At 39.7% G+C, this 22785-nt stretch carries 18 protein-coding genes; 11 read left to right on the top strand and 7 right to left on the bottom strand.

The annotated features are described in order from the left end of the window. Positions 1-152 precede the first annotated feature (152 nt). Together HS960_RS03895 and HS960_RS03890 are read left to right on the top strand one after the other, a co-directional pair. On the top strand, positions 153-3419 hold the full coding sequence (locus HS960_RS03895; protein ID WP_182331314.1) for a TonB-dependent receptor: 3267 nt from the start codon (positions 153-155) through the stop codon (positions 3417-3419). A 63-nt stretch (positions 3420-3482) separates the two neighbouring features. After that, the gene (locus tag HS960_RS03890; protein ID WP_153848382.1) at positions 3483-4427 is read left to right on the top strand and encodes an MBL fold metallo-hydrolase; all 945 of its coding nucleotides are present in this window, start codon (positions 3483-3485) and stop codon (positions 4425-4427) included. 42 nt (positions 4428-4469) lie between these two features. On the opposite strand, the gene HS960_RS03885 is transcribed toward HS960_RS03890, so the two are convergent. Further along, positions 4470-5069, bottom strand: coding sequence for a nitroreductase family protein (locus tag HS960_RS03885; RefSeq protein WP_153848381.1), 600 nt, complete (start codon positions 5067-5069; stop codon positions 4470-4472). A 142-nt stretch (positions 5070-5211) separates the two neighbouring features. Between HS960_RS03885 and HS960_RS03880 the strand changes: the two genes are divergently transcribed. The 3 genes from HS960_RS03880 to HS960_RS03870 all read left to right on the top strand — a co-directional run bounded on the left by HS960_RS03880 (position 5212) and on the right by HS960_RS03870 (position 7268). Then, complete coding sequence (locus HS960_RS03880; protein ID WP_198385931.1) at positions 5212-5508, top strand: winged helix-turn-helix transcriptional regulator; 297 nt, start codon at positions 5212-5214, stop codon at positions 5506-5508. A 34-nt stretch (positions 5509-5542) separates the two neighbouring features. Continuing rightward, positions 5543-6109, top strand: a complete 567-nt coding sequence (locus HS960_RS03875; protein ID WP_153848380.1) for a Crp/Fnr family transcriptional regulator — start codon at positions 5543-5545, stop codon at positions 6107-6109. 73 nt (positions 6110-6182) lie between these two features. Then, complete coding sequence (locus HS960_RS03870) at positions 6183-7268, top strand: DUF418 domain-containing protein (RefSeq protein ID WP_153848379.1); 1086 nt, start codon at positions 6183-6185, stop codon at positions 7266-7268. A gap of 107 nt (positions 7269-7375) precedes the next feature. On the opposite strand, the gene HS960_RS03865 is transcribed toward HS960_RS03870, so the two are convergent. Next, positions 7376-8284: an NAD(P)/FAD-dependent oxidoreductase gene (locus HS960_RS03865; RefSeq protein WP_153848378.1), complete on the bottom strand. Its 909-nt coding sequence runs from the start codon at positions 8282-8284 to the stop codon at positions 7376-7378. A gap of 10 nt (positions 8285-8294) precedes the next feature. Continuing rightward, positions 8295-8903 (bottom strand): class I SAM-dependent methyltransferase, encoded by a 609-nt coding sequence (locus tag HS960_RS03860; protein ID WP_153848377.1) that lies wholly within the window; start codon positions 8901-8903, stop codon positions 8295-8297. Positions 8904-9168: 265 nt separating this feature from the next. On the opposite strand from HS960_RS03860, the gene HS960_RS03855 reads away from it, so the two are divergent. Then, a complete protein-coding gene (locus HS960_RS03855) occupies positions 9169-9831 on the top strand; it encodes a DUF1349 domain-containing protein (protein ID WP_075993244.1) in 663 nt (220 codons plus the stop codon). A gap of 45 nt (positions 9832-9876) precedes the next feature. On the opposite strand, the gene HS960_RS03850 is transcribed toward HS960_RS03855, so the two are convergent. The 4 genes from HS960_RS03850 to HS960_RS03835 form a co-directional block, all read right to left on the bottom strand. Next, a complete protein-coding gene (locus HS960_RS03850; protein ID WP_153848376.1) occupies positions 9877-10656 on the bottom strand; it encodes a helix-turn-helix domain-containing protein in 780 nt (259 codons plus the stop codon). Between the two features lie 35 nt (positions 10657-10691). Then, positions 10692-13247, bottom strand: coding sequence for a BamA/TamA family outer membrane protein (locus HS960_RS03845; RefSeq protein ID WP_153848375.1), 2556 nt, complete (start codon positions 13245-13247; stop codon positions 10692-10694). Between the two features lie 90 nt (positions 13248-13337). Then, a complete protein-coding gene (locus HS960_RS03840; protein ID WP_153848374.1) occupies positions 13338-13763 on the bottom strand; it encodes a GNAT family N-acetyltransferase in 426 nt (141 codons plus the stop codon). A gap of 55 nt (positions 13764-13818) precedes the next feature. Beyond that, complete coding sequence (locus HS960_RS03835; protein ID WP_153848373.1) at positions 13819-14274, bottom strand: DinB family protein; 456 nt, start codon at positions 14272-14274, stop codon at positions 13819-13821. 501 nt (positions 14275-14775) lie between these two features. Here HS960_RS03835 and HS960_RS03830 point away from each other — a divergent pair. The 5 genes from HS960_RS03830 to HS960_RS03810 all read left to right on the top strand — a co-directional run bounded on the left by HS960_RS03830 (position 14776) and on the right by HS960_RS03810 (position 22715). Beyond that, the gene (locus HS960_RS03830; protein WP_182331312.1) at positions 14776-16089 is read left to right on the top strand and encodes an ATP-binding protein; all 1314 of its coding nucleotides are present in this window, start codon (positions 14776-14778) and stop codon (positions 16087-16089) included. Between the two features lie 90 nt (positions 16090-16179). After that, complete coding sequence (locus tag HS960_RS03825) at positions 16180-16779, top strand: TetR/AcrR family transcriptional regulator (protein ID WP_088162102.1); 600 nt, start codon at positions 16180-16182, stop codon at positions 16777-16779. 78 nt (positions 16780-16857) lie between these two features. Continuing rightward, positions 16858-18060, top strand: coding sequence for an efflux RND transporter periplasmic adaptor subunit (locus HS960_RS03820; RefSeq protein WP_153848371.1), 1203 nt, complete (start codon positions 16858-16860; stop codon positions 18058-18060). A 14-nt stretch (positions 18061-18074) separates the two neighbouring features. Beyond that, entirely contained in the window at positions 18075-21263 is a 3189-nt protein-coding gene (locus HS960_RS03815) for an efflux RND transporter permease subunit (protein WP_153848370.1), read from the top strand. Positions 21264-21287: 24 nt separating this feature from the next. Beyond that, positions 21288-22715, top strand: coding sequence for an efflux transporter outer membrane subunit (locus HS960_RS03810; RefSeq protein WP_120332956.1), 1428 nt, complete (start codon positions 21288-21290; stop codon positions 22713-22715). Positions 22716-22785: the final 70 nt, after the last annotated feature.

The following is a 22785-nucleotide window of genomic DNA, read 5'->3' as shown; positions in this document are numbered from 1 at the left end:
ACGATAACCTATATAATTACCAAATGAAGGCTTCATATAGCAGCGATTGTGGAAATATTTAAATAATATTTACTTAACACAAAATCAATAATACTCTCCTACCTTTATCGCGGTTTAAAAATCACCTAGTCATTTAAACAGCTACGAAACAAATGAGAAAACATTTGATTACCAGCATTTTGCTAAGCACAATTGGTACATCACTTACCTATGCGCAAAATGAAACCACCTCTGCTCTGAATGGAACCGTCAGAGAGGGAAATTCGCCAATCAATGGGGCGACAATCGAAGCCATACATTTACCTTCTGGGACAAAGTACGTTACTTCATCACGAAATGACGGTCGCTACAATCTCCCCAATATGAGAATTGGTGGCCCTTATCAAATCACCGTAACTTATCTGGGCCATTCACCCAATATCAAGCAGATAGAGAAACTAGCTTTGGGACAAAGCTCAACATTGGATATTCAGATGCAGTCCGCATCACAGGTGTTGGATGAAGCTGTCGTTGTAGGAACGAGACAGGGAAAAGTCTTCAACTCCGGCCGAACAGGTGCAGCACAAAACATTTCCCGAACAGCGATTCAAAATCTACCTACACTCAATCGAAGCTTTACGGATTTTGTCAAACTGACCCCTCAATTTTCGATGCAATACGGTAATCCTTCTTTTGCGGGAAGAAGCAACCTTGCAAATAACTTTACGATCGACGGAGCGCTATTTAATAATGCTTTTGGATTACAGGGAACTATCGGAAGTCAAACAAACTCGCAACCCATCAATATGGACGCCTTTGAGGAGATTTCAGTAAACATCGCTCCTTATGACGTCAGACAAAATGGTTTTACCGGTGCTGCAATCAATGCTGTAACAAGAAGCGGTACAAACGAAGTACAAGGTTCGTTAAATTATTATTTCAGAAATCAGAATTTAGTCAACAAATACAATTCGGCCGGGTTAAGAGCACCAGTCAACAACTTCAGCTTAAAAGGCTATGGTTTTACCGTGGGGGGACCAATTATCAAAAACAAGCTTTTCTTTTTTGCAAGCGGTGAGCTTGAGCGAAGAACAGACCCAGGAACAAATTTTATAGCTTCACGTGGAGGAAATACGGGGCCGAATGTTTCAACCGTATCTGCGGAAAAACTTGATGATCTAGCCAACTACCTAAAATCGATCGGCTATAATCCTCGATCATATCAAGATTATCCTTTAGATACACGCAGTGACAAATTTTCCGTTAAATTAGATTACAATATCGATCAAAAAAATACTTTAAGCGCCAAATATTTCTACTTTCGTTCCTATCGCGACATCCTACCGTCCAATAGTGGTGCGCCCAAAAATAATCGGCAACCGTCCAACCTTGGCCTACCTTTCAGCTCAGCAGGCTACGGTATACACAACAATATGGACAATGTGAATTTAGAATTACGCACACGTATCAGTAGCAAATATTCAAATTCATTGACCGTAGGTTACAATGTCATGAACGATTTTAGGGAATCCAAAGGTGGTCAGCCATTTCCTTTGGTAGACATCATGAACCCCGACGGTAGTAGCATGACAGCATTTGGTTACGAGCCATTTACAGCATTTAATAGTTTAAAGACGAAGGTATTTCAAGCTACCAACAACTTTAATATTTATGCCGGAAAACATGAGATTACATTGGGTGCCAATTTTGAAAACTACAAAACCACCAATGGATTTGCACCGAACTATTATGGTGCCTATACATTTGCCAGTTTAGATGATTTCTACAACTCTGCAAAAAATAATGTTTCTAACGCAACCAAATACCAAATCCAGTATTCTGTTTTACCTGATGGATCATTTCCTTACGCAGAGATTTCAGCACGTATGTTTGGTTTATATGCGCAGGATGCCTATGCTGTAAATGATCATTTTAAATTGACTGCTGGATTGAGAGCCGATTTGACGAACATATCATCTCCCAATGAACTGAAAAATGATAATGTAACCAAGTTGAATTTTGATCAAGGTGAAAAGATCGATGTATCAAAATATCCAAAGAGTGCAATTCTTTGGTCGCCACGAATTGGATTTAATTGGAATGTCAATGGAACAAATCAAACACAGGTACGTGGTGGATCGGGGATCTTTACAGGTCGTCCGCCATTAGTATGGATTTCTAATCAGGCCGGCAATAATGGTGTCATGTTTGGTTCTGAATCCATCAATAATCCAACAAATAGACCGTTTACACCTGATGTGGATGCTTATCGCAACGTGAACCACCAAACTGCAGCCAACAACTCGAGTTATAACTTGGCGGTAACGGATAATAACTTCAAATTTATGCAGCTTTGGAGAACGAACCTTGCCGTTGACCAAAAATTACCGGGCGGTGTTATTGGTACTTTTGAAGCCATGTATTCGAAAGATATCAATTCGGTTTATTTCCGTAACGTCAATCTAAATACAACGGATGGAAAAGCTTTAGCTGGTGCCGATAACCGTATGCGTTATACAACACCACGTATCTATGGCGCCGCACAACCGACTCCTGAAAATCCTAACATTTCGGACGCTATTGTGATGTCCAATACATCAAAAGGCTATAGCTACACCCTGACGGGAACATTATCGAAAGAATTCAAAGGTGGTTTCTTTGCAAATATCGGTTATACCTATACAGATTCAAGATCTGTGAACGATGGGGGATCTATTGCACAGTCGATGTGGCGTGATCGTTATGTTTCGGGCAATCCAAATAGTGCTGATCTTTCTTATTCGACTTATCTGGTTAAAAATAGATTTATTGCCAACTTCTGTTACCGTAAAGAATACCTGGATCATTTAGGAACGACATTCTCCTTATTTTATCAACTGCAGGATGGGCCTCGTTACTCCTATACCTATGGCGGTGACCTGAATAATGATGGTTTGTCGGGCAATGACTTGATTTATATCCCGAATAGTAAAGCTGAAATTGCTCTTGTTGGCGACAATGCGCAAGACACCCGGACAGCTGATCAATTATGGTCTCAATTGAACGGATACATTAATCAGGACAATTACCTGAATGCACACAGAGGCCAATACGCGAAACGTAACGCATTGGTAGGAAAAATGATCGGAACACTGGATATTCGTATCGCGCAAGATGTGTTTTTAAATACCAGCGGAAAGAAACATCAATTGCAGATTACTTTTGATGTATTTAATTTCGGTAATATGATCAACAAAAGCTGGGGAGTTGCCCAATTTGCCAACAAAGCAAACGGTATCTTAAATTACAAAGGATTGAATGCGCAGGGACAACCAACATTCTCATTCCCTTATTTAGATGCAACAAATCAGATTCCTTTAATCAACACTTTCTCGAACAGTGTGGATGAAACTTCACGCTGGAGAATTCAGCTGGGTGTACGTTACCGATTCAACCAATAAACAAAAAATAGTGTAAATTTGAACCCATCCTATAACAAAGGATGGGTTTTTAGTTTAATAATCATGAAAAAACTAGCGCTTTCCATTTTTACATTTCTTGTGACCATGACCTGTCAGGCACAGCATTTTGACCTTGTCCCGCTGGGAATATATGGTGGCGAACAAGAAGACAATCTTTCTGCTTATTTAGTAGGAACTCCAAAAGACACGGCCTTCCTTTGCCTCGATGCCGGAACCATAAATACAGGCATCAGAAAAGCCATTGCATTGAAAAGTCTAAATGGTTCGGTCGAAACAATTTTACATAACCAAATAAAGGGATATTTCATTTCCCATGGACATCTCGATCATTTATCGGGTCTTATTATTAATTCTCCTGCCGATAGCAAAAAGAACATTTTCGCTATTGATCCCGTCCTTCAAATTCTACAAAATCACTACTTTATCACGGATACCTGGATCAATTTTGGGGATCAGGGCCAAAAACCCATACTAGGAAAGTATCATTACAACAGTTTACAAGAGGGGCTGGAAACGCAAGTACCAAATACGACATTATCTTTGACGGCATACGAACTGAGCCATGTAAATCCATATAAAAGTAGTGCTGCCCTCGTCCACTACGACAACCACTATCTCCTTTACCTTGGTGATACAGGTGCCGATCGGGTGGAAAAATCCAATCAGCTAGATAAGCTCTGGAATAACATTGCCCCACTGATCAAAAACAAACAATTAAACAGTATATTGATTGAAGTCTCCTTTCCAAATAATCAACCGGAAAATTTACTCTTTGGTCACCTAACCCCCAATTTATTGCTAGAAGAACTGCTAAAGCTCAAAGAAAAAACGGGGCTGAAAAACTTGGAAGGGCTAAGCATTGTGGTCACACACCGAAAACCAACTGGTAACAACCCTGAAATCATTAAAAACGAATTGCTCAAGAATAATCCACTTAAAGTAAATTATATTTTCCCCGAACAGGGCAAAAAGATACGTTTAAACTAATGTAAAAGAGATGAAACCGATAGTGGTTTCATCTTTTTTTACCTAGAATTCTTCAATTATATCTGCAATTGTCAAGCGTGATTTTGCTGTAATGGCAGGCTGATTTGCATCCTCCACATGTCGATAGCCAATAGCAACTGCAAAAAGCGTCTGATAGCCATCGAGTTCCAGTATTTCATCGTAGACGGAATTTTCAATTCCTTCCATTGGGGTTGCGTCAATATGATTTGCAGCACAGGCTGCAAGGAAAAATCCCAAAGAAAGATACACCTGTTGCTTCATCCAGGATTGAACATGGACCTCCCCTTTCGACTGCAAAAATTGCTTATAGTAATTAATCGATCCCTCTGGAAGCGTGTTTGCGATTTGCTCTTCAAAGCGATCTACATCAGTAAGTGCACTAAAGACAACCAGATGGCTTGCCTCATTTATCTTCTGTGCGTTCCAATAGGATGCGGCAGCGAGTTTTTGTTTCATGTCCCCAGAAGAAACAAAGAAAAACTTCCATGGCTGGCTATTGATGGAAGATGGACTCAATCGGATTATTTCCTTTAATTCAGCGATTTTCTCCTCCGGAATTAGCGCTTTTGAATTATACTTTTTCGTTGTGTAACGTTGCTTTGCAGTTTCTAAAAAAGCCATAACATACAAGATTAAATTAACTATATTTTTTATAGTTGCAAACTTAAATATAGTGTTATATATTTGCAATAACGGTCAAACTTGATAGTAACAGATGTATTTGATAGACAACAAACAATATCCATGCAGTACCAGCCTGACTATGAAATACATAGGCGGCAAGTGGAAGGCAGTAATTTTGATTCATTTAATTGAAAAAAAACGCTATAATGAGCTGAGAAAAGAATGCGCCCTAATTACAGAGCGTACATTAAGCTTACAATTAAAGGAACTTGAGGCTGATGGTTTAGTAAAACGTACTGTACATACCGACAAAGCTCCTTTGAAAGTAGATTACGAACTGACAGAATTCGGAAAAACACTTGTTCCACTACTCGAGTCGATTGCTGAGTGGGGAAGAGAAACGGCGGGTAGGACCGAACGGATTCAACAAATGTAACGTCAGCAACTTTCGATCACTCAAATCAGCCAAAATGAATGAGCATCTAAAAAAAATCAATACTTTAATTGACGGTTTTGATGCGGAAACACACTCAGCATTACAGGCCATTTCCAAAACCAAAAAATACAAAAAGGGCGAATTTCTTTTATATCAAGGTGAGGTCTGCAAGTCTAGCTTTTGGATAGAGGAAGGTATTACGAGGAAATACTATATGAATGAAAAAAAAGAAGTAACGACTGAGCTACTTTTTAAACATGATCTCGCAGTCGCCTTTAGCAGTTATGTTTCGAATCAGCCTAGCAGGGAGTTTATTCAAGCAATTACAGACGTTACTGTTTCGTGCATGGATAAAAACGCTTTTCAGCATCTCAAAATAAATCATCCTCAACTCATTCAACTCGATCTTTTAATGACAGAATACTATACAATGTGGTTAGAAAGGCGTCTGTTTGAATTTCACACCCTCAGCGCCATGGAAAAGTATAAGCTAATCCTTAAGGAACAGCCAGATTTCATACGCCATATACCGCTTACCTATATTGCTTCTTATCTGGGAATTTCCCTAGAAACATTAAGCAGGGTCCGCACAAAAATCTAATTATTTGATTTAAGTCAAATGCCAAACCAGTACATCTTTCAAAATTTGCAGTACATTTTGAAAATCAACTATCATGGCAGAAAAAATCAGATTTATAGGATTTGATATCCTGAGAGCTTACGCAATCTTTGGGATGTATATCGTCAATTTTAATCTCGTTCTTGGAGATCCACAACATACCAGTTGGCTAGGCCAGTTTCTCACTCTCTTTAGCGGCAATTCGAGTACAATATTTGTTGTCCTATCAGGCATGGGACTTACCTTGCGAACAGAAAAATCTATTTACGCTTCTCCGCAAGAACAAGTTAAACTAAAGACTATTGTGCAGAAAAAAGCAGGTTTTCTATTTGTTCTTGGATTATTATTATCTATTTGGTGGCCTGCAGATATCCTTCACTTTTATGGATTTTACATGTTTATCGCCTCTTCCTTGCTATTCGTTGATAAACAATACTACATATATGGGGCAGTTTTCTTCACGATCGTTTTTCACCTTTTGCTCATTTTAATTCCTTATGAAACTGGATGGAATTTCGATACACTAACTTATACCGACAATTGGAGCCTAAAGGGGTTTATCAGAAACTCTTTATATAATGGCTGGAATTCTATTTTTCCGTGGATGTCTTATTTCATGATCGGTATGTACCTGGGTAAACTGGACTGGACCAACGCCATTGTTCAAAAAAAACTGTTTCTCATAGGATTGGTATTATACCTGGTAGTACAAGTTGCACAATGTATCCCTCAAAACCTCATTGGCATGGCAGCCTACTCTTTTCTAAACGCGGATTATCTTCCTCCGGTACTTCCATTTTTAATCAGTACAATAGGTTTTAGCCTGCTACTTATTAGCACCTTCATGTACATTAGTCGCTTTATTACTCCCAATACATTTGTCAACTGTCTCGCGAAAACTGGCCAGATGACATTAACGCATTATATATCCCATTTAACATTGGGCATCCTATTATTTTCTTTTTTGGCTAGCAAGGGGGTATTTAATCAAGTAATCGACCAGAAAGCAACCTTATCACCAGGGATAATTCTCTTCCTATCATCGACTTATTTTATAGGCAGCTATTACTTCAGCAAAATTTGGACAAAAAAATTTAAAAACGGTCCATTTGAATTTCTTTTAAGACGAGCATCGAACTAGGGTCCCGCTTAAAGGTAGTATTTACGCATCAGGAAGTTTTTGTGATATAAACTTCCTGATGAATTAACAAAGTGCGATCACATCCGGAAAACAGATCAATGCGACCACTAAAAAACCTCGTCGACCAGTTCTTTATTAACCATTGCTCCAGCTAGGTTTCCTGTCGCAACAGCATTCGCCACCGAACGCATCATACTAGAATTATCTCCACAGGCAAAAACACCCGCAACTGTTGTTTTCTGGAAATTGTCTGCTTTTATATGTCCCTGATCGGTCAATTCGCAACCTAACATGGCAGGAATAAGCGAATGTTGCCTGAAAGGAATGGCAGCATAAACAGCATCAAAGGCAAGTTCACGACCGTCTTTTAATTGTACCTGCTGAACCCATCCATTCTTGTGCTGGATTTTACTTATTTCTTCTTCAATAATCGAAATACCGTGTAACTTCAGTTTTGCTTTCTGCTTAACATCAAAACTAACCTTACCCAAAGTCAATAGCGTTAAGTCAGATGACAGATTGTGAACCAAACCTGCAAGGTGAAGAGCTCTTTCACCATTGGCCATAATAGCAGTTTTTCCTTTTCGAAATTCATAACCGTGACAATATGGGCAATGGATAACCGAAATTCCCCAACAGGCTGAAAATCCCTGTATGCTAGGCATAATATCTTCCACACCCGTCGCAAAAATGAGCTTTTTAGCCTGAAAGACGTCCCCATTTTCGGTGGTTATTTCATACCCTGTAGCTGTCTTCGTGCCGCTCACAGCAAGCCCTTTCTGGAACTTGACACTCGGGTAGTTCAGGACTTCTTCCCTTGCTTTTTTCGCTATACTGAGCGGCTTTTCACCATCATGCGTGATGAAATTATGGGAGTGCGGCGTCTGTCGATTACATGGTAGCCCACTATCGATAATCAACACATTCCGCAAGGAACGTCCCAATGCCATCGCTGCAGAAAGCCCCGAATAACTTCCCCCAACAATAATTACCTCATAGCTTCTATCATCTTTCATATATACATTATTAAATATTAATCCTCTTCTGACAAATGATGAAGTAGAATGGAAAATTTTCCTCCACTTCCCTAATTTCCATTAATCCATAGGGATCGAATTCGGCATGAATGGAATCAAAATCGTAAAAGAACATATGTACTCCACCAAACATTGCAAATCGATCAGTGCCTAAAGCCTCTCCCTTTCCGTAGATGCTTGCTTGCTTTGATACGGTCGTAAAAATCATATAACCTCCTTCAGCTAATTGGTCAAAACAATGCTGGATTAACGCATTACGTTCTTCAGCATCCAATAGATGAATAAGCCCGTAACAAAATATACCGTCATATATATCCTGATCAAAAGGCATTTCATTAACCGAACCATGATGGATAACCGTATCTGCCCCAAAGGATTTCCGGGCGAGCTCTATTGCCGTTTTCGAGATCTCAATACCTGTAATTTTTATTCCGTTTTCCGAAAAAGGGCGACCATTGCGACCGTAGCCGAACCCAGGAATCAGTATATTTTTGATGTTATGCTCCAAAAAAAAACCTAATGCAAAAATTGTAGACTTTGCTGCTTCATCCCCCCACATTTCTTGCTTCTCTATAAAATTACGTTCCCAAAATTCCATACTGCTGTTGCTTATATTGTTTAAAATTGAAATGGATCCCGTTGGCTATACCAATTCGGTACTACAATGGATTAAAAGTCAACTCAGCGAAGATAGTATTTTTCACTATTGCAACTATGTAGCAAAAAACTAAATGCAATTAAATTGCAAATAAATTACAATAGGATGAATTATTGAAATCATGGTTATTTATCAGTATTGAAAATCTGTGCTATGCTTAAATATCTTTGCTGATGAAAATGAATATCATCACAAAAACAAAAACATGAAAACTATAAAGACATTTTTAGCAGCTTCATTATTTCCATTGCTTACGATACAGGCCAGCGCACAAAAATTGGATAAGATGCTTTGGTTTAACGAGCCAACAGAATGGAACATCAAAGACAATTCGCTTTCGATGTTCGTTACGCCTAAAAGCGATTATTGGCGTATCTCTCATTATGGATTTACAGTAGATGACGCCCCCTTTTTCTATACGCTACGCGGGGGAGAGTTTGAAGTCAAGGCGAAGATCTCGGCGAACTATCAAACCCGGTTCGATCAAGCAGGTATTATGCTGCGCATTGATCATGAAAACTATATAAAAGCAGGAATCGAATTTGTCGACGGAAAATACAATTTAAGTACGGTCGTTACACATAAAACAAGTGATTGGAGCATTGTTCCGATCGATAAGGAAATCCCCTACATCTGGATCAAGGCGATACGTCGATTAGATGCTGTAGAATTTTTCTATTCCTTTGATGACAAGGAGTATATCATGATGAGAAATGCCTGGCTACAGGATAATCACCCTGTTATGGTCGGTCTAATGGCAGCTTCACCAGACGGCAATGGCTTTCAGGCCAAATTTGATTATTTTACGATCAAACACCTTGCAGATCAACGTCGAAGCAAATGGCTGAAAGAGAATAATTCAAACTAAAAATACCGACGCCCGCCTAAGACAGTCGCATAGGTGGGCGTTATCTTAAGTCAGTATATCCTGCTGCATCTTGTTAAACACACTCACTGCTTCATATGAATTTCGTACACGAAGCTTTTGGAGTATATTTTGCCGATGCCGATTAACTGTATTTATGCTCAGGCCTAGTTTTTCGGCAATTCGTTTACTAATCATCCCCTCCTTGATACAGCTTAAAATTTCTTTCTCTCGTGTACTAATTGACGTTTTCGCACCATAACCATCCAAGTGATGAACTACGCCTGTTACCTGATTGAGGATATAATTTCGGAGATTGATTGACGTTTCAGTTTCTGGTAATAGGGTATAACAGCATAAAGCCAACTGTGGAAATTCCGGCCCCGGGGTGTCCAAGTAAAAAATTTGATGGGACAGCTGCATGATTTGCCCCTCTCGCCCCTCGACTCGCAGGACACTGTTTGCTTGATAATTGAATCGCTCCGCCGGATCCATTTTTTTGACCAAGTCAAGAAATTGAAGCTCCAAAGCATGTTTGATGGCCAAATCATCGGGGTAAACACGTTCGAGAAGAAAATCTTCCCAAATACCGTTTATTTCCAGTTTCTTTTCATCTGCAGGAAGATGAAGTCGCTCCGCAATTGTCCCTAAATATGTATAACTCCAGTTCGCTGTCAGGTCACTCAGTACAGCTATACCATTATGAATGTCGGCAAAAGTTTTTGCGTAACTCTTATAGTGTTTTAGCACAGATAAATCAATGCTGCTATTTCGTAGTCTACGCTCCGAAAAATTCTTATCTAATTTTTTTTTGATCTCCGATTTCATTTCATTTCACACTTAAAAAGCTTCATTTTAGGTCTTTAAAAAGAAAGTCCAACGCGAAGATAAGGCAAGGTTGCTTCTTTACTAAAACCGACTACCCCCTGAATCGTGAGCAGATCTCCAGGCATAAAATAAATTCCGCCGCCGTACCCCATATGCCAGTCATTGGAATTTTCATGACTCATCCATACCCTTCCAACATCATAAAAACCAATTGCCCCGACTGTTCCAGGAACGATATAAGAAGAGTAGCTAAATAATTTTAATCGCATGTCAAAATTATTATATAGCGCTGTTTTCCCAGTGAACCGTCGGGAATTATACCCTCTTAAGCTCATTTCCCCTCCAATTTGCGCATGCTGATAAAAATAGGGATCTCCCCATACCGCATCAAATCCCACACGGTTGGCGAAAGTAATATAGCTATTGGCAACCGTTTTATAAAAACTCATGGAATGCTGCAATTTTGTATAGTTGCGGCCCTCCCCTCCAATTTCAGCATTCCAGCCCAGCCTGGTATGTACGTGTACTCCAGATTTAGGATTGGCCATATTATCACGTGTATCATAATCTATCCCGCCAGTAAGCCCAGTGAAGAAATTACTCCCATAGATAGGTTCCGATGGATATTTTTGATGAAATTCCTCAAAATAACGTCCAACATTATTCGATTCTTTACTCGTATAATATTCGGAAGAAGATCCATAGAACACCTTGAATTTAGGTTCCAGGTACTTTTCCAGAAAAATGTCACCGCTCACAAGATCAAATCGATTTCGGTAATACGAAATGCGCTTTGAATCCGATTTATCGAAAATAGTATTGTTTCCATATCCAAAGAAATTACTCAGGTTTTTGGGACCAAGGGACGAAAGATGAATATAAAGATCATGTCCTGCAATGAGATCTTTGTAATTCCCTTTGTAATCAAACATAAATGATTCGCGACCGGTCAAATAACTGCCTAGAAACTGATGCCGATAGGCATAAGGCTTCTTTCTGAACCCCTGATTCTCGATCATATACCCCAGACCAAAAATAAGTCCACGATCAACTCCATAATCTAGGTTAAAAACGACCCCTTTACGATCATAGATAAAATTTTCATAGTCAAACTTATGGACAGCGCTGTCTTTGCTCAACTTCAGATGAATAGCATCATCAACCTGCATAGCACCCGGCACCTGATTTTTACCATCATAGATATAAACTTTGCTGCCATTGGCAAATTTATCAGTTGTACGATATAGATTCTGTCCATCCCCCCCAATTAGCCGGATCTTTATGGGCGATTTGCCCGATCCATGTAACTTATATTCGTCAGTGCCCGATATGCCATATATACGAACTTCTTTGGTCTGATCAGGTACAAAGGTGCGTTTTAGCAGTTTTCGCCCTTCGGTACCATCTTTTCTCTTGTTGTGAATATTGACAGTGACCGAGCCATCCTTATTGTAATCGACATCCACAAATTCAGATTTGGCGGACAATGGTAGTTCAACGACACGCGCAAGAAATCGATAGTAGGTCAGTCCGCTTTCCATCAGCTCGTCCCTTCTTGAACGAATATTTGTTTCCAATTCATTCGCGCTCATTTTCACAATTGTATCAGGCATCGTTAACATCGCTTGATGAATCAACGAATCCGTCAGTGTTTTCTGAACAAACTGTATTTCGTCAATCCATTCATCCTCTGTAAGATGAGTGAGAAAAAAATGATCAAAAGTACTCGCATTAAAATTCCAATGGGGCACATTTCGGATATGTGGACTAAAGGGTTGCAAATGAGCCTTCAGCCATTGATAGGAAAGTAATGTGGGAAATACACCCGAAGTTTTATAATATACCTTATCCCGATCTCTTGGGACGGGGGTATAGATCTTTTTACCTTTTTCTTTTTCGGGATCCCAACGCCAATTATCTTGATGACGATCCCAGTCCCCAAGCGTAAAGTCGAGCATACGCGCACGTAGCGTGAGCTTCTGATCAATTTGCGTATCGTTGTCTTCCAACACTTTACGCATGACTTTTGCGCTATTATCTGTTTTTTGATCCTCAAAAGGTGTACGCGCCTCAAACATATAGGCCCTATTTTTAAATACCTCACGATACTCGCCGAACCTAGGGTCATCTCCTACAAAAACCAGTTCTGGCGAAGCTGAAGGAATACCTAAGGCTTTATTAAATGGCGGAACGGTCAATGCACCAAATGGATGATGTATCGAAATCTGATCTTGTACTATATCTTTTGCAAATGTCTTTCGAAGGCTTTCTGGTAGACTACGTTCAGGGTATTTCTGAATAGACCTGAGAACCCACTCCCTACCCATAGAATCTACCAGTCGAAGTGACTGTGTCTGCATACCACCACCCAACTTAACAATCTGAAGCCCGCCCCGCTCAGTAGCGAGATCCATCACACGCATCTTAACAGGAGTATTGTATAATTTACGGTAACTATCTCCAAGCCAAAATCGATGCAATAAACCCACTCGGTCATATTCAGGAGCGATCACCGTGGTAATACTGTCCATACGTTGTGCATGCGAATTAAAAACACAGCAACAGGCAATTAATGTAAAGATTCTTCTCATTTTATCTAAGTCGGGTCTTCGAGAAATCAACACTCGATACAGGTAGAATGTTTGATGGTCTCGATATCTAATTGGGCTAAAGTTCACCTTTTAAAGCAAAGAATCAAAAACTTTCTGCTCCTTTTTTAGTATAAAACCGCTATTTTGATAAAACTTATGGCTCTCGGTCCGAATGATATTGCATCTGACACGCAAACGGTAACAATCGAGAGACCTAGACCAATCAGATGCCGTATGCAATAATAATCGACCTATCCCCCGACCTCGATATTCTTCATCGACAACCAAGCCAATGATTTCTACATAAACACCAGTCTCCATACTGATGACCTGATGAAGTTGAATCCAGCCAACTGTTTTATTATCAATAATCCCCACAAATACAGCATACTCCTGCTTCCGCAACAGATCCTCCAAAATAGTTTTCATTCCTTCAATATCGGCTGGATACCCCAGCTGTTCGGTCAAGGTTGCGAGCTCCGGGGCATCAGATAATACCGCTTTTCTTACATCCATACTATAAATTTGTTTCCTATGTTTTAGAATAAGAATAGGTTTACCAATACATTAACTACACCTCAGGTTGATCCAGCAGTCGGCGGTGATAGTTTATTTGGCCAAGGTGATAAGTTAGGTGGGTGGTCAGATGAACAAGCAAATACTGCGTTGTTGTTTTTTCCTCAAACACGCGTATAGGATATATCTCAAGAAGGTTCTCCTCTGACAACAGATCCAAAGAGCGTGTAACCACATCAATCGTATCATCTATCTGATCTATTAATCGTGTTCGAGGAATGTCTTTTAACGAAAACTCGGCCGCTCGATCTCTGATATACCCAGTCTTGCCTATTTCAGCACCAATATATGTTTGAAGATTTCCGATCAGGTGTAAACATAGGTTGCCAGCTGAATTGGAAATATTACGTTCAATAAGCCATATATTTCCTTCCTGTTTGTACAAAGAAATTTCATCACGCAGCCTGTTTAAGTCCCGTCGGAAAAGGCTTTTTAAAGTTTCTATAAGCATAGACTAAATTTAGGTATATTTTCTACCAAAAAAGCAACTTCTATATCAACACATCAACTTTAGCCGTCAATGGCCATATGGACACAAATGAGACGTATACATCTACATATGATATTTTGTAATTTTAAACTACTTAAAGCCCAATAACCATGAAGATAGTTTCAAATTTCCCAAAGAAAACCTGGGTAATTTTTAGTGTAATAACAGTTGCGGCCACCATTCTCTTCGCTAAATGCGATAGCCCATCCGATGGAAATAACAGATTGGGCTTTCCATTTCCTTTTTATGAATATATTGGCGGCAAACACTCATTTGAACCTGAGAATCGAAGTAGTTTCAATTTTATTTATCTTCTTTTCGATCTTATTATCTATTTTGGACTTGCTTATTTTTTCACATTTTTAATCAAGAGATCTAAAAAATAGTGTACATTGAAATGGAATTAATCGACCAAATTATTTCCATCTTTTTTTACAAGTTTTAAGCTAAACCGTCTTTACGATGAAGAAGAGCACAAAAATAACCAACCAAAGTATCGAATCTGCAGGACTTCCCAAAGACCCCAAACATGCCATTGCTGAATATATCTGGAATGGATTTGATGCAAAAGCCACACAGATCGAACTCTTCATAGACAGTAATGAATTAGGCTACATTAATCGTATAAGCATACAGGACAATGGCGAAGGCATACCCCTAGAGACGCTTTCTTCCTCATTTGGAAACTTTTTGGATTCTATAAAAAAGAACAGCCTCAAACGCAGTTCCTATACAAGAGGAAAAAAGGGAAAGGGCCGATTTTCTTTCTCGCTTTTTGCAACACGTGCAATTTGGAATACTGTTTTTCAAAAGGATGAATATTTCTCAAACTACCGAATTCAAATCGATCGCGAAAGTAAAGAGCAATACGATATCAGTGAAAGCACGCCAGTAGTACATAAAAATACAGAAACACAAGTTACTCTTGAAGGCATTTTTGGACTTAATGCTACATTTTTTGAAAGCGATGACTTTAACAATTTCCTCGCACAAGAATTCGGTTGGTTTCTCTACTTGAATAAGGAAAGGAATTATGCCATACGCGTCAATGGAAAGCTGTTGGCTTATGATCATTTAATCCAGGAAGCTGATCAACTATCGTGGACTGGCTATAGCCCCGACCAGGATACTTCCTATAGTTTCACCATCAATTACATTCGCTGGAACCAGCAAATTGGTGATCGATATTATTATTATTTTCTTAATAGTGATAAAAAGGAAATTGCCAAAGTACTTAGCAGTTTCAATAATAACGCGATCAATTTCCACCACTCCGTCTATGTGGAATCTACCTTCTTTGATCATTTCGAACAACAAGATATCCTCCTATCTACAGAAGATAATCTTTTCTCGGGGAAAGCCAAACAAGTTATTTATCGAAATTTACTTGCCGAGTTACGTGATTTACTCGATAGAAAACAAAAAAAATATGTACTAGAGCACGCTGTCGCGGTAAAATTAACAGATCTTGAAAGAAAGGGCCTACTACCCGCATACAACAACTCGGAAAAGGATAAAAAAAGAAAAACCCTATTGTTAGCATTAGTACAGGAATTATATATTGTAGATCCACGCATTTTCTTCGGCATTAAAACAGACCTTATCCGCACCTATCTTGGTTTCATCGACCTGTTATTGCAATCGGAAAAAAGTACTGAAATTCTCCCTATCATCGAACAGGCACTTCCCCTAACTGAGAAAGAAAAAAATCGCATAAAACAGATTGTAACCCTTGCTGCAAGCCCTGAAAACGCTTCTTCCGAACCGAAAAAATAAGGCCTTTTTATTTAATGACTTTTAGATGTCAATAAATAAAATTAAAAGTATCACTTTTGCCTAACACTGTTAAATTATTTACGCATTAACATGGGTAGTAAAGAACGCATACAACGGCTCAAAGATGAGAATAGAACCAATATTCTAGATGCTGCGCTCCAAATCGTCAAAGAAGAAGGATGGCAGGCCCTGAGTATGCGCAAAATTGCAGATATCATTGAATATACTGCCCCCATGATATACGAGTATTTCGCCAATAAAGATGCCATCTTGATGGAACTTGCCAACCAAGGCTATCTCCTGCTTGCCAAAAAAGTAAAGCAAGCCAAATCAACTGAAACCGATCTGGAGAAACAATTGGAAGCAATGTGGTTTAGCTATTGGGATTTCGCCTTCGAAGAACGTGAATTATATCAGTTAATGTTCGGCGTTGGAACAGCCTGTTGTGGATTTGAAAAAACATATAAATGTGCAGAATCCCACGGAAAATTGATAAGTGATGTCATCCGTGAAATCATGAAAGAGAAAAATCCATCCGAAGAATTGATCTGTAGAAAGTATTTCACCTACTGGTCTATTATACATGGATTGATTTCGATCAATCTGGTAAACCAAGGTAATGGCGAAAATACCAATCAAGAAGTATTAAAGGATGCTATTTACGGCATCACACGCTCCCTGACTGACTAAATTTTTTTACAACAAAAAATACAACGTTAAAAAATCTAACACCGTTAAATACACCAAAACTTCAATTTTTAATATCACATGAAAACAAATTTATCACCAAGTCTTAAAAAGATTTACGTTCCAGCACTTAACAGTGTTAAACGAATTAATATCGTAAAGACTGCATATGTGTTGAGTGCAATCTTTCTATACAGTTGCTCAACCGGAACAAGTAAACCCATTGATCCACCACCAGTTAACCTTCCGGTCGTTACCATCGAGAATGGTAGCGAGACAGTTTACCAGGAATATCCAGCGACTATTGAAGCTTCCGCCAATATTGAGATCAGACCTCAGGTAGAGGGAATTTTGGAAAACATCTATGTCGATGAAGGAGCCAAAGTAACTAAAGGTCAGGCACTTTTCAAGATCAACGACCGCCCCTATCAGGAACAATTAAACCAAGCGAAGGCAAATTTACTGGCAGCAAAAGCTAGTCTGGAAAATGCGGAGTTAGAAGTCGAAAAGAAAACAAAGCTGGTGAATACCAAAGTACTGACAGACTTCCAGCTAAAAACAGCTATTAGCGCACGTAATGCCGCTAAAGCAAATGTACAATTGGCACTATCGGCCGTTGAAACCGCAAAAATCAATGTCGGATATACGCTAATACGGGCTTCAGCCGAAGGATACATCGGTAGATTACAACGCAAACAAGGGAGTTTGGTTGGTCCCACAGACGCACAACCACTTACCGCATTGTCAAATGTAAGAGATCTTCATGTTTATTTCTCACTGGGAGAAAATGACTTTATTGCATTCAAAAACAATACAGAAGGGAGTAATTTACAACAAAAGCTTCACAACCTCCCTCCGATCAGCTTAGTTCTTTCGGATCAGACAATTTATGATCAGAAAGGAAAAATAGATATGGTGGATGGGCAGTTTGATAAAAATACCGGTGCGATTACACTTCGTGCAACATTCAACAATCCGGAGGGAGTTTTGCGCAACGGAAACACCGGTCGTGTAAGACTACAGAAGAAGTATGCACAAGCATTATTGGTACCGCAGCTTGCTACCCTTGAAATGCAGGATAAAATCTTCGTTTATACCGTTGGTAAAGAAAATAAAGTTGTTCAACAACCTATTACTGTCATTGGAAAAAGTGGTGCAAATTACCTGGTAAGTAAAGGGCTGAATGCGGGAGACCGAATTGTCTACAAAGGCATTGACTTGCTTCAGGATGGTCAGAAAATTACACCACAAGCCTTATCAAGAGATAGCATCAATTCATTATAATATTAGAAAATCACATGCTTAAGAAATTTATAGAAAGACCTGTACTTGCTACCGTTATCTCCATATTACTTGTCATATTGGGGGTGATTGGTATCCTCAAACTGCCATTGCAGCAGTTTCCCGATATTGCACCGCCCGCAGTGCAAGTAACGGCATTATATCCTGGGGCAAATGCCGAAACGGTGCTTCGTGCCGTAGCCCCCTCACTCGAAGAGTCAATCAACGGTGTTGAAAATATGAGCTACATGAGCTCTACCGCCAGCAACGACGGTTCGTTAATGATTACGGTATATTTTAAACTTGGTACAGACCCTGACCAAGCTGCTGTAAACGTCCAAAATCGTGTGGCTCAAGCAACCAGCCAATTGCCGGCTGAGGTTGTACAAGCCGGGATCACCACGGCAAAACAGCAAAACAGCTTGATCATGGTATTGGATCTTTATACGGAAGATCAGAGTAAATACGATCAGACCTTTATTACCAATTACGCCCAGATCAATATTATTCCTGAACTGAAACGGATACCTGGGGTTGGACAAGCATTGCCATTTGGTGGTAGCAAAGACTACTCCATGCGTGTATGGCTCAATCCAAATCAAATGGCTACCTATAAATTAACGCCTGAGGAAGTAATGGCCGCCATTCAAGATAAAAACGTCGAAGCTGCTCCGGGTAAATTCGGAGAGAGCAGCAGTGAAGCTTTTGAATTTGTAATCAAATATAAAGGTAAACTCAACCAGCCAAGTGATTACGAAAACATTATTATCCGCTCCAATACAGACGGTTCTGTACTAAAACTCAAAGACGTCGCTCGTGTCGAACTGGGATCTTATACCTATGCGAGTCATACGCGCATCAACGGTAAAGCAGGATTGAATATTGGGGTCATGCAGCTTGCAGGTTCGAATGCAAATGAAATTCAGATTGCCATTCAAAAATTCATGGAGAAAGCCTCTTTAAGCTTTCCAAAAGGTGTCAAATATCTCGTTTTATACAACACAAAAGATGCACTTGATCAATCTATTGACCAAGTAAAACATACACTAGTTGAAGCATTTATACTGGTATTTTTAGTTGTCTTTCTATTCCTTCAAGATTTTAGATCGACATTGATACCAGCGATTGCGGTACCGGTAGCCATCGTGGGAACATTTTTCTTCATGCAGCTCTTCGGCTTTTCAATCAACCTACTGACTTTGTTTGCTCTGGTGCTAGCCATTGGGATTGTCGTCGATGACGCGATTGTGGTTGTGGAGGCTGTTCATGCCAAGATGGAGCATGAAAATCTCCCGCCTAAGCTTGCTACGACATCTGCCATGAGTGAAATCACAGGCGCCATCATCTCGATTACATTGGTGATGTCTGCCGTATTCCTTCCCATCGGCTTTATGGAAGGTTCAACCGGGGTATTTTATAGACAATTTGCTTTCACCTTGGCGATTGCAATCGTTATTTCAGCAATCAATGCCTTGACACTAAGTCCTGCGTTATGTGCGCTCTTCTTAAAACCAACGCATCATGGTCATGCTGATGCCAAGAAACTTAATTTCAAAGAGCGTTTCTTCGCTGGATTCAATGTCGGATTTGATCGGTTGACGAAGAATTATTTAGGTAGTTTACGCTTCTTGATCCGTTATAAGTGGGTTGCATTTGCAGGATTGGGAATTACCCTACTTTTGACTGTATTTATGATCCGTAAAACACCTACTGGATTCATCCCATCAGAGGATCAAGGATTCATTGCTGTATCCTTATCTATGCCAGCAGGTGCTTCTTTGGATCGTACCTCTGGAGCATTAGCCGAAGCAGAGAAGCAACTTCAACATGCTGATTTTACCAAAACTTTAAATGTACTTGCTGGTTTCAATATTTTGACACAATCCACAAGTCCATCAGCAGGTGTTGCATTTATCCTCCTTAAGCCACATGAAGAACGTGGTAAGATAAAAGACATCAATGCAATTATGGCCGATGTCAATCAGCGATTGGCAAATATCAAAGGCGCAAATTTCTTTGTCTTTACCTTCCCTACTGTACCAGGATTCAGTAACGTGGATGGTCTGGATATGGTACTGCAGGACCGGACCGGTGGACAACTCGGAAAATTCAGTGGCATAGGCCAAAAGTTTATTGGCGAATTGATGAAACGTCCAGAAATTATGATGGCTTTCACAACCTTTAAAGCGGACTATCCACAATATGAACTTCAAGTAGATGATATCAAAGCAGAACAACTTGGCGTAAGCACAAAAAGCATTTTACAGACCATGCAAGCCTATTTTGGTAGTGCCCAAGCCTCAGATTTTAATCGTTTTGGAAAGTATTATCGTGTGATGGTCCAAGCTGATGCCAAGGATAGAAGTGAACCAACTTCGATGGACGGTATTTTTGTAAAAAACAGATTGGGAGACATGGTTCCCATCAATACATTAGTCAAATTAGAACGTGTATATGGTCCGGAAACAGCATCTCGTTACAACTTATTCAATTCGATTGGAATAAATGCGATCCCAAAACCAGGATATAGTTCCGGAGATGCTATCCGTGCAGTTGAAGAAGTTGCAAAACAACAATTGCCGACTGGATTCACTTATGAGTTCTCAGGTATGACTAAAGAAGAAATTGTCTCCGGAGGCCAATCCACATTAATTTTTATTCTCTGTCTGATATTCGTTTATTTTCTGCTTGCGGCACAATATGAAAGCTATATCATTCCATTGGCGGTTATTCTCTCTATTCCTACAGGTATATTTGGGGTCTTTGCAGCAATTAGCTTCACTGATATTGCCAACAACATCTATGTACAAGTCGCACTCGTTATGTTGATTGGATTATTGGCCAAAAATGCCATTCTGATCGTAGAATTTGCCATCCAAGGACGCAAACAGGGACTATCAATTCCTAGTGCCGCACTTAAAGCAGCGAGATTACGTTTGAGACCTATTATTATGACTTCTTTAGCTTTTATCGTTGGTATGATTCCAATGATGACAGCAGTAGGTCCATCAGCGCAAGGAAATCACTCAATCAGTATTGCCGCTGCGGGAGGGATGTTTACTGGAGTAGTTTTAGGGCTCTTTATTATCCCTATTCTCTTTATTTTCTTCCAATTTATCCAAGAGAAAATAGGAGGTGCTCCAAAGCAAAAACAACATGAAAACAATGCCGTTTCGTTGGAAATACCCGTGCATACAAACAATTAGTATATCATGACAGCATTTAAATATATGAATAGTAAATCAAAATTACTGACGGTTTTCATCTTATCTTTTGTCGCATGGTCTTGCAAAACAGATAAGTTGGTCAGCAATCAACACCTTGCCCCCAACTTACCCGAACAGTACCGCGACCAGGCTAAAGCTCCGCAGGAAACTAGCATAGGTTCTATTCCATGGCGTGATTTTTTTAAGGATCAAGTCTTACAAACCTTGATCGATAGTGCTATACAACATAACTTAGATATGCAACTGGCACTAAAAAATATAGAAGCGTCTCAACTGAGCCTGAAACAGGCAAAAGCTAACTATCTTCCCACGGCCCAACTACAGATCCGCGGAAATAGCACCAACCCATCCAATAACAGCATGAATGGATTGAGCCTGGGGCAGTTTTTAGGCCAACACCATGTGGAAGATTATACGGCATCCTTAGGTTTATCCTGGGAGGCCGACATATGGGGTAAAATCAAAAATCAAAATATCGCTGCTTTAGCTTCCTATTTACAGACAGAAGAAGCGAAAAAAGTAATTCAAACCCAATTAATTGCACAAGTTGCGCAAGGCTATTATCAACTACTGATGCTTTATCAATTGCGTGATATCGCCAAACAAAACTTGCAATTAAGCGATACAACTTTACGTATTGTCCAGCAACAATATGAAGTTGGTGACATTACGCTGCTTGCATTGGAACAGGTCGATGCGCAGCGATTGTCTGCAGCTGCCTTGATCCCCGACTTTGAACAACAGATCCGTATTCAGGAAAATGCCATTCAGATTCTTAGCGGAAAACTCCCGCAGGAGATTAAAATAGCCGAGAAATTGTCGAATATTCAATTCCCCGAAGAATTAGCAACTGGCGTCCCAGCCGATTTGCTAAGTCATCGTCCGGATGTAAAACAAGCTGAACTGGCTATTACAGCTTCACAAGCTTATCAACAATACGCAAAGGCACGTATGTATCCTTCCTTGGTTATTAGCGCCGAAGCAGGAGTAAATGCATTCAAGGCAAGCAATTGGTTCAACTTACCAGCTTCATTATTTGGGGCAATTACAGGAAGTATTACGCAGCCTATTTTACAGCGGAAGGAATTGAAAACTCAATATGAACTGGCACGTGTCGAACAAGAAAAGAACGTATTGATCTTCAAGCAAAAAGTAATCTCAGCAGCTGGAGAAGTTTCCGATGCTTTAATTTCAATTCAAAAATTGAAAGAAAAACAAAAGATTACTTCAGATAGAACGACGCGTCTAAAGGAAGCAACGAAGCACGCCAATCTTTTATTTGAAACAGGAATGGCCACTTACTTGGAAGTAATTACGGCACAAAGCAATATCTTGCAAAGTGAGCTCGAACTTGCTCAGGTAAAGAAAGCGGAGCTTTCTGCAGTTGTTGACCTGTATCGTTCATTAGGTGGTGGATGGAGCAACAATTAATGCTGTAAAAAAGCAATTTTCTAATTTTATTATACATATCTGGTAGATGGGGGGCTTTAGGGTCCCCTGT

Source organism: Sphingobacterium paramultivorum, from assembly GCF_014109745.1.
Lineage (GTDB): Bacteria > Bacteroidota > Bacteroidia > Sphingobacteriales > Sphingobacteriaceae > Sphingobacterium > Sphingobacterium paramultivorum.
This window is presented reverse-complemented; position numbering and strand designations above follow the sequence as displayed.

Bases quoted from the DNA above. Each gene is read 5' to 3' on its own strand.
- HS960_RS03895 (WP_182331314.1), top strand. From the start codon at position 153: ATGAGAAAACATTTGATTACCAGCATTTTGCTAAGCACAATTGGTACA.
- HS960_RS03890 (WP_153848382.1), top strand. From the start codon at position 3,483: ATGAAAAAACTAGCGCTTTCCATTTTTACATTTCTTGTGACCATGACC.
- HS960_RS03885 (WP_153848381.1), bottom strand. From the start codon at position 5,069: ATGGCTTTTTTAGAAACTGCAAAGCAACGTTACACAACGAAAAAGTAT.
- HS960_RS03880 (WP_198385931.1), top strand. From the start codon at position 5,212: ATGAAATACATAGGCGGCAAGTGGAAGGCAGTAATTTTGATTCATTTA.
- HS960_RS03875 (WP_153848380.1), top strand. From the start codon at position 5,543: ATGAATGAGCATCTAAAAAAAATCAATACTTTAATTGACGGTTTTGAT.
- HS960_RS03870 (WP_153848379.1), top strand. From the start codon at position 6,183: ATGGCAGAAAAAATCAGATTTATAGGATTTGATATCCTGAGAGCTTAC.
- HS960_RS03865 (WP_153848378.1), bottom strand. From the start codon at position 8,284: ATGAAAGATGATAGAAGCTATGAGGTAATTATTGTTGGGGGAAGTTAT.
- HS960_RS03860 (WP_153848377.1), bottom strand. From the start codon at position 8,903: ATGGAATTTTGGGAACGTAATTTTATAGAGAAGCAAGAAATGTGGGGG.
- HS960_RS03855 (WP_075993244.1), top strand. From the start codon at position 9,169: ATGAAAACTATAAAGACATTTTTAGCAGCTTCATTATTTCCATTGCTT.
- HS960_RS03850 (WP_153848376.1), bottom strand. From the start codon at position 10,656: ATGAAATCGGAGATCAAAAAAAAATTAGATAAGAATTTTTCGGAGCGT.
- HS960_RS03845 (WP_153848375.1), bottom strand. From the start codon at position 13,247: ATGAGAAGAATCTTTACATTAATTGCCTGTTGCTGTGTTTTTAATTCG.
- HS960_RS03840 (WP_153848374.1), bottom strand. From the start codon at position 13,763: ATGGATGTAAGAAAAGCGGTATTATCTGATGCCCCGGAGCTCGCAACC.
- HS960_RS03835 (WP_153848373.1), bottom strand. From the start codon at position 14,274: ATGCTTATAGAAACTTTAAAAAGCCTTTTCCGACGGGACTTAAACAGG.
- HS960_RS03830 (WP_182331312.1), top strand. From the start codon at position 14,776: ATGAAGAAGAGCACAAAAATAACCAACCAAAGTATCGAATCTGCAGGA.
- HS960_RS03825 (WP_088162102.1), top strand. From the start codon at position 16,180: ATGGGTAGTAAAGAACGCATACAACGGCTCAAAGATGAGAATAGAACC.
- HS960_RS03820 (WP_153848371.1), top strand. From the start codon at position 16,858: ATGAAAACAAATTTATCACCAAGTCTTAAAAAGATTTACGTTCCAGCA.
- HS960_RS03815 (WP_153848370.1), top strand. From the start codon at position 18,075: ATGCTTAAGAAATTTATAGAAAGACCTGTACTTGCTACCGTTATCTCC.
- HS960_RS03810 (WP_120332956.1), top strand. From the start codon at position 21,288: ATGAATAGTAAATCAAAATTACTGACGGTTTTCATCTTATCTTTTGTC.